Origin of the sequence: Mesorhizobium sp. M7A.F.Ca.AU.001.01.1.1 (assembly GCF_004022735.1) — a bacterium.
Classification (GTDB): domain Bacteria; phylum Pseudomonadota; class Alphaproteobacteria; order Rhizobiales; family Rhizobiaceae; genus Mesorhizobium; species Mesorhizobium ciceri.
Genome location: NZ_RZPF01000720.1, coordinates 1 through 3,308 on the forward strand (window position 1 = coordinate 1; position 3,308 = coordinate 3,308).

At 62.5% G+C, this 3,308-nt stretch carries 4 protein-coding genes and 1 pseudogene; 4 read left to right on the top strand and 1 reads right to left on the bottom strand.

Translation table 11 applies throughout. The features are described 5' to 3' along the window. A pseudogene (locus EN884_RS30490) lies at window positions 1-147 on the top strand (iron ABC transporter); the annotation flags it as partial. Window positions 148-270: 123 nt separating this feature from the next. Here the strand turns inward: EN884_RS30490 and rirA are convergent. Continuing rightward, window positions 271-735 carry an iron-responsive transcriptional regulator RirA gene (rirA, locus tag EN884_RS30495; protein WP_013531245.1) on the bottom strand — a complete coding sequence of 155 codons (465 nt, stop codon included), beginning with the start codon at window positions 733-735 and terminating at the stop codon, window positions 271-273. Window positions 736-1,011: 276 nt separating this feature from the next. On the opposite strand from rirA, the gene EN884_RS30500 reads away from it, so the two are divergent. The 3 genes from EN884_RS30500 to EN884_RS30510 form a co-directional block, all read left to right on the top strand. Continuing rightward, window positions 1,012-2,307, top strand: a complete 1,296-nt coding sequence (locus EN884_RS30500) for a DUF445 domain-containing protein (protein WP_063168163.1) — start codon at window positions 1,012-1,014, stop codon at window positions 2,305-2,307. A gap of 111 nt (window positions 2,308-2,418) precedes the next feature. Beyond that, the gene (locus tag EN884_RS30505; protein WP_024503818.1) at window positions 2,419-2,847 is read left to right on the top strand and encodes a phasin family protein; all 429 of its coding nucleotides are present in this window, start codon (window positions 2,419-2,421) and stop codon (window positions 2,845-2,847) included. Window positions 2,848-3,037: 190 nt separating this feature from the next. Continuing rightward, window positions 3,038-3,308: MaoC/PaaZ C-terminal domain-containing protein (locus tag EN884_RS30510; RefSeq protein ID WP_281034853.1), on the top strand; the 271-nt coding region annotated here is incomplete at its 3' end.

Consider the following 3,308-nt stretch of genomic DNA (forward strand, 5'->3'; position numbering starts at 1 on the left):
CATCGCGGCCGGCTGGCCGCCGCCGGATCGCCGCGGGACGTGCTGAGCGATGATCTGATCGAGAAAGTGTTCGACTGCCGGCTCAAGGTCGGCGTGCTGCCGGCGGGCAATATGCCGTTCGTGCTGCCGCAGTCGGCGGTCTATTGATATTCAGGTGAGGCCGGGCCTGCGAATGGCGGTTTCCTGCGCTTCTCCCGCCAATTGTCGAAGTCGGCGCCGCCCCTCATTGCCCTGCCGGGCATTTCTCTCCGCAGAACGGGGAGAAATACGCTAGGCAGCCGGGGCGCGGCGCTCCATCAGCATGTCGATGCCGAGCAGGTTGCGTACATTCGGCCGCGCCGCTACCAGATCGGCGATCGTATAGCGGGCGAGCACTGCGAAAAACGCATTCAGGGCCTCGCGCAGCGCCGAGTTCAGCGCGCAGCTGTCGACGAGCGGGCATTCGGCGGCATCGTTCTCGAAGCATTCGGCCATGGCGAAGCTCTCTTCCGTCACGCGCACGACATCGAACAGGCTGATGGCTTCGGCCGCCCGGCCAAGCTTGACGCCGCCATTCCTGCCACGCACGGTCTGGACGAGGCCGTGCTCGACCAGCGGCTGCAGGATCTTGAACAGGAAAAGCTCCGACACAGAATAGGCGGCCGCGATCTCGGGAATACGGCTCAATCGGTCGTCATTTGCCGCGCAATACATCAAGATGCGCATGGCATAGTTGGTCTGGCGCGTAAGCCGCATATTGTCCTCACAAGGCACTGGGGCGGTGCAACCCACGCCAGATCTGGAAATTTTGCTGATGCGGCTTTGACCCGAAATTCCGGATTCGCCACATTGGCCCAGGCGGAATATGGCCTATACCTTGGAATAATTCCAGACTAGCTTGGCGCGATAGATGAATTTTCTCCTCAACTTTGTGTGCGCAGCCGGGCAAGATGCCGGGCGAAACCGGCTGTCGCGGGTATTTCGGCCGTCGGAACACTAGATAGGCTGAGATCGACGAGGAGCGGCTCACCCATGTCACAATCGGCTTCGCCCTTGACGCCGGTCCGTTTCGATGCCGAAGCGGATGCGAAGCTTTCCGCGTTGCGGCGGACGAAATTCCTCGCGGCGGCCGCGCTGGCGCTTTGCGTACTGGTGTTTGCGCTCGCCAAATCGTTCGAGCACATCCATGCGTGGCTCGGCTTCGTCGCTGCCTTTGCCGAGGCGGCGACCATCGGCGGCCTCGCCGACTGGTACGCGGTGGTGGCGCTGTTTCGAAGGCCGCTGGGGCTGCCGATCCCGCACACCGCCATTATCCCCGAGAACCAGAACCGCATCGCCGACAATCTCGGCCGCTTCATCGAGGTCAACTTTCTGGCGCCCGAACCGGTGCGTGAAAAGCTTGCCGAGGTCGATTTTTCGGCGCTGGTCGCCGATTGGCTGGCCGATACGGAGCGCGCCGCCGGCCTGTCGCGCTTCATCGTGCGGCTGGTGCCGCAGACGCTTGCGGCGATAGAGCAATCCGGCCTGCGCGGCTTCGTCACCAGCCGCATGCTCGAACAGATCGAAAAGGTGCCGCTGGCGCCGCTGGCCGCCGAACTGCTCTCGGCGCTTACCGATGATCGCCGCCATCAGAAATTGTTCGACGAATTCACCAAGGTGATCGGGCGGTTCCTCAATGACGAAAAAGCGCTGGCAACGATGCGCGAAAAAATCCGCGAGGAACTGCCGTCGCTGTTCAACCTGTTCCGCGCCGACGCCTATCTCCTGAAGAAGATCGTCGCCTCGGCGGGCTCGCTGCTCGACGAAGTGAGGGCCGATCCCGACCACCCGCTGCGCGCCGAATTCGACAGCTTCGCCCAAGGCTTCATCGATAAGCTGAGGACATCGAAACAATACGCCAAACGGGCCGAAAAGCTGAAGCGCGACTTCCTGGGCCGGCCGGAGGTCAAGGGATTGGCCGGCGACATGTGGGCAAGCCTCAGCCAGTTCATCGAGCAGGATGCCAAGGCGCCGAATTCGGTCATCCGTGCGCACCTCGCCAACATGTTCGTCGAGGTCGGCCGGCATCTTGCCGGCGATGCGCAGATCCGGGCCGACATGAACCAGGGGTTCGTGGTGGCGCTGGCGTCGTTCGTGGAGAGCCAGAAGGCCGGCGTGTCGACATTCATCGCCGACCAGGTCAAACGCTGGGACCTCGCGCAACTGACGCGGCTGATCGAGATGAACATCGGCCGGGACCTGCAGTACATCCGCTTCAACGGCATGATCATCGGCGGCCTCGCCGGTGTCGTGCTCTATGTGGCCGAGCGGCTGTTCCTCGTGAATTGATGCGCGGCCAGACTGGCGCTCATTCCTCCGCGTCCGAATGGACTCACGGCACGCGAGTGTTATTCTCCATCCGAGGGTGCCCGCATCCGCGGCAAAGGGGAGCAAACAAGCATGGCAAAACAACCGGAATCCGATTCCTTCATGGACATGTTCGGCAGGTTCGGCCGCGACCTGAAGGTGCCGAATGTCGATGTCGAGGCGATCCTCGCCCATCATCGCAAGAACCTCGAAGCGCTGGAGAAATCGGCACGAGCCGGTGCCGCCGGCGCCACCTCGCTGTTGTCCCGGCAGCGCGAGATGCTGCAGGATACGCTGCGCGAGGTCACCGATATGGCGCAAAGCTACAGGGCGCCGGGCAATCCGCAGGAACTGATGGCCAAACAGACGGAGTTTGCCAGAAAGTCCTTCGAGGCCGCGTTGAAAAATGCCGGCGAAGTGGCTGAACTGGTCAAGAAATCCGGTGCCGAATCGGTCGACATCCTGCGCACCCGCATCAAGGAGGCGATGGAGGAAATCCGCGCCGGCTACGAGAAGAAGTAGCGGATGTGGCCGGGACCGGTTCATGGCTGCCGGCCGCCCTGAAGACCGGAAAGCCCGAGTTGGCCTGCGACTGCGCCGGCGGCGTGGCACGATTGCGGCCGAAATCGACGGAACGGATTCGTGTAGAGCGAATTGACAGAGGCCGTCAGTTCGTGGTCCGGAGGCTCTGGAAGCGATCGGGAAACCAGGAATGAACGAAATACGGCCTAAAACGCCGCCTACCTACGAGCAGTTGAGGACGATGGCCGGGCTGGAACTCGGCGTGTCGGAGTGGACGACGGTCGACCAGAACCGCATCGATCAGTTCGCTGAATGCACCGGCGACCATCAATGGATTCATGTCGACCCTGAAAGGGCGCGGCGGCAAAGCCCGTTCCGCACGACGATCGCGCATGGCTATCTGACGCTGTCGATCATCGGCGCGCTGGCGCTCGGCATGGGCATCGTGCCCGAGAATACGC

Excerpts from the sequence above, each read along its gene's own strand:
- rirA (WP_013531245.1), bottom strand. The coding sequence starts at position 735 with ATGCGGCTTACGCGCCAGACCAACTATGCCATGCGCATCTTGATGTAT.
- EN884_RS30505 (WP_024503818.1), top strand. The coding sequence starts at position 2,419 with ATGGCAAAACAACCGGAATCCGATTCCTTCATGGACATGTTCGGCAGG.
- EN884_RS30500 (WP_063168163.1), top strand. The coding sequence starts at position 1,012 with ATGTCACAATCGGCTTCGCCCTTGACGCCGGTCCGTTTCGATGCCGAA.